Source organism: Methylophaga sp. UBA1464 (assembly GCF_002325665.1).
Classification (GTDB): Bacteria; Pseudomonadota; Gammaproteobacteria; order Nitrosococcales; family Methylophagaceae; genus Methylophaga.
In genome coordinates this window covers 1-3,170 of record NZ_DCSO01000063.1, presented here as the reverse complement: position 1 = coordinate 3,170, position 3,170 = coordinate 1, and the positions used below count along the sequence as shown (strand labels likewise).

4 protein-coding genes and 1 pseudogene are annotated in these 3,170 nt (G+C 46.7%); 4 read left to right on the top strand and 1 reads right to left on the bottom strand.

Features of this window, described 5'->3' with window-relative positions; all coding sequences use genetic code 11:
* Positions 1–871, top strand: an 871-nt coding sequence (locus tag B3O33_RS07670) for an MATE family efflux transporter (RefSeq protein ID WP_292363333.1), incomplete at its 5' end; no start/stop codon positions are given.
* Positions 872–1,130: 259 nt separating this feature from the next.
* Here B3O33_RS07670 and B3O33_RS07665 read toward each other — a convergent pair.
* The gene (locus B3O33_RS07665) at positions 1,131–1,943 is read right to left on the bottom strand and encodes an RluA family pseudouridine synthase (RefSeq protein ID WP_292361407.1); all 813 of its coding nucleotides are present in this window, start codon (positions 1,941–1,943) and stop codon (positions 1,131–1,133) included.
* 55 nt (positions 1,944–1,998) lie between these two features.
* Here B3O33_RS07665 and B3O33_RS07660 point away from each other — a divergent pair, with 55 nt between their 5' ends.
* From B3O33_RS07660 to B3O33_RS07650, 3 genes and pseudogenes are all read left to right on the top strand, one after another.
* Positions 1,999–2,448, top strand: a complete 450-nt coding sequence (locus B3O33_RS07660) for a DUF4124 domain-containing protein (protein ID WP_292361408.1) — start codon at positions 1,999–2,001, stop codon at positions 2,446–2,448.
* Positions 2,449–2,459: 11 nt separating this feature from the next.
* Positions 2,460–2,795 (top strand): phenylpyruvate tautomerase MIF-related protein, encoded by a 336-nt coding sequence (locus B3O33_RS07655; protein WP_292361409.1) that lies wholly within the window; start codon positions 2,460–2,462, stop codon positions 2,793–2,795.
* Positions 2,796–2,885: 90 nt separating this feature from the next.
* A pseudogene (locus B3O33_RS07650) lies at positions 2,886–3,170 on the top strand (proline--tRNA ligase); the annotation flags it as partial.

Sequence of the window (3,170 nt, the reverse complement as noted above, 5' to 3'; positions counted from 1 at the left end):
CTGGTTGATCGGTCGTGAAGCATCAAAAGCTGCGTTGGTAATGGTACTGGTTATCAACATCACGAATATTCTGCTGGATGCCGTTTTTGTTATGGGGTTGGGCATGGATGTTGATGGCGTTGCATTGGCATCGGTTATTGCTGAATACACTGGCTTGCTGATCGGACTGCTGTTACTCAGATATTATGGTCTGAATAAAGCCGGTATTCGTTTATCACTCAGCAAAAAAGTACTGCAACAAAGCCGACATGGCTTACATGTACATGGCAATGTAATGATCAGAACCTTTTTGCTAATCAGCTGCTTTGCCCTATTCACCACGCAAGGTGCCCGACAGGGCGATACCGTATTGGCAGCCAACAGTGTTTTACTGAATTTTATTACCTTCATGGCCTTTGTTTTGGATGGTTTTGCCAATGCGACCGAAGCACTGACCGGCAAAGCCATTGGGCGCAAATCTCCAGTGATGTTAAAAAAAGCGCTTGGTCTGACAGCGTTCTGGTCTGTATTGATGGCGCTGCTGTTTTCGCTGACTTATCTGCTGTTTGGTCAGCTGATTATTCGACTATTAACCGGGATTGATGCGGTTATTGAGTTCGCCAACATGCATCTTATCTGGGTGATAATCGCACCGCTGATTGCGGTATGGTCGTATTTGCTGGATGGTTTGTTTGTAGGGGCGACACGCAGCCGCGAAATGCGTAATACCATGCTGTTTTCAGCACTTTGTTGCTATTTGCCTGCTTTTTATCTGCTGCAACCGTTAGGTAATCATGGTTTGTGGGCTGCTTTAATTATTTTCCTGGCGTCAAGAGGCCTCTCGCAAAGTATTTATGTTGGCAGGATCTTGCGACTGGCAGATTCAGCTTAATGGTGTTTAACCGGACTNNGTCCGGAACGTCGTTTGATATGAGTCAAATCAAAACGAATGAGTTGTCGCCTCTCAATGCCCTGGCGCCGTTGATATCGACGGCGATCATCATCCCCATCATACTGCCCGAATCCGGGATCCTGAACACACTGTTGTTCGGACTGACTCATCACAGACTTCTCCGTTGATGTCGATAGCTGATCATTACGCCGCAAAAAAACCATTGTCAACGTACTGGGGTCTGCTTATCATTCATACCCTAGCAACTAAATATTTGTTTTTTATGTGTAATCGGACAATCAAACTCTAAACGACTGGCTTTGAGCTGCAATCCATCGCGACTTTTTCTGCCATAACGTGTATCACCACTCACAGGATGGCCTATTGACGCGCAATGACGTCGAATTTGGTGCATTCGTCCAGTTTCAATTTTGACCCTTAGCTGAGTACGGTTCTGTAAAGGGTCATAAGCACGATTTTCAAAATGACTGATGGCATGTTTACCATCCAGCGGCGTATTAACTGTCAGTTGTTGCCAGCTCACCTCTCCATCTACCTGGATCTCGTAGTTTTTTTCAATCATGCGCTGCTGGAACAGCGTGGATAACTGAGCCGCCACTTTTTGCTGATGCGCAATTATCATCAAACCATAGGCTTCACGATCCAGGCGTTGAATCAGAAAACTCTGTCTCGGTTTGTCAAAGGCTAGTTCAGACACCCTCAGCAAACTGCAATGATCGCCCCACTCCGTTCCTTGTGCGAGCATTCCAGCGGGTTTAATCCACACGCTGTAAACACCGAAATCATGTAACAGCTGCGGGGGCTCAGGGATTTGGTCCAGTAAACGCTTATCGTAATACAGCCTCAGTATTTCACCCGAATTCAGTTTTTTTGTCGCCCGGCGCAGGCGTTGAGTCCGTTTCCCTTTTTGTAACCAGACAGCTCCCTTGCTCATCGCCTGCTTAATTTGCTGACGAGATAATTCACAGTGAGCAGCTAACAGATCGACGGCATTTGCCGAGCCTTGTTCTACCGGGATTTTTAACTCGAAACGAGCATGATGATCAGACATTTTATGAAATAGCGCTTTGGCGTAGAATAACGATTTATTTTATCAGGTACCCGCGATGTTTATACCGCAATTAAGCTGTTGTTGTCTTGCTTTAGTATTTGCCATGGCGGTTCAGGCGGATGCTTATAAGTGGATCGATGATGATGGTGATGTTATCTATTCACAAACCCCACCAGTCGACAAACCCTATGAAAAGATGGGCACGCCACCGCCGCCATCAATGAATCCGGAAGCAGCTAAAAAACAAGTTGAGTCGCTTATTGAAGCACAAAAGGCGACCGATAAAGCGCGCGAAGAGGAACAACAAAAACAGCAACAGGAACAGCTCGCCGCTGAAGCTTTGGCAGAAAACTGCCGGGTTGCCAAATATAATCTGCAACAGTACCAAAATAATCCCGGCCGTCGAATGATGGATGCGCAGGGCAATGTCACCCGCCCCACCGAAGAAGAAAGACAGCAAAAAATAAGCACGCTTCAACAGCAAGTTAACCAATTCTGCGAATAGGAGAAGTAACCATGCCTTATTTAAATATTGTGACCAATCAACCCATTAATGATGAAGCCGCGTTATTGAAGGTGGCCAGTAAAACTGTCGCACAGGCATCCGGTAAACCGGAAAGTTACGTGATGATCGCGGTTGAATCAAAAACCGCAATGTCGTTTGGTGGTAGCACTGAGCCTGCAGCGATTCTGGATTATCGATCGCTCGGCTTACCCAGTGACAGAAAAGCGCTTTCTGATGCTTTATGTACGATGATTGAAGAACAGATTGGCGTCAGCGGCAGTCGGACTTATATCAGTATGACTGACTCCGAACGGCAGAACTGGGGCTGGGATCACAGCACTTTTTAAGTGCAAAGCAGACTGCGCTGATATTCTATCTGTCAGCGCGGTCTTTTTTATATCCATCACCATAACTAATTAACAGGAATCACGTTTTCCATGCGTACTTCGAAGCTGCTTATTTCCACCTTAAAAGAAACCCCTGCAGACGCCGAAATCGTCAGCCATCAACTGATGCTTCGTGCCGGATTAATACGCCGACTCGCATCTGGTCTGTATACCTGGTTGCCGATGGGCTTGCGGGTGTTGCGTAAAACTGAAGCCATCGTACGTGAGGAAATGAATAAAGCCGGAGCCCAGGAGGTATTAATGCCTTCCGTGCAACCAGCTGAATTGTGGCAGGAAAGCCAGCGCTGGGAAAAGGATGGTCCTGAACTATTGCGT

Bases quoted from the DNA above. Each gene is read 5' to 3' on its own strand.
- B3O33_RS07660 (WP_292361408.1), top strand. From the start codon at position 1,999: ATGTTTATACCGCAATTAAGCTGTTGTTGTCTTGCTTTAGTATTTGCC.
- B3O33_RS07655 (WP_292361409.1), top strand. From the start codon at position 2,460: ATGCCTTATTTAAATATTGTGACCAATCAACCCATTAATGATGAAGCC.
- B3O33_RS07665 (WP_292361407.1), bottom strand. From the start codon at position 1,943: ATGTCTGATCATCATGCTCGTTTCGAGTTAAAAATCCCGGTAGAACAA.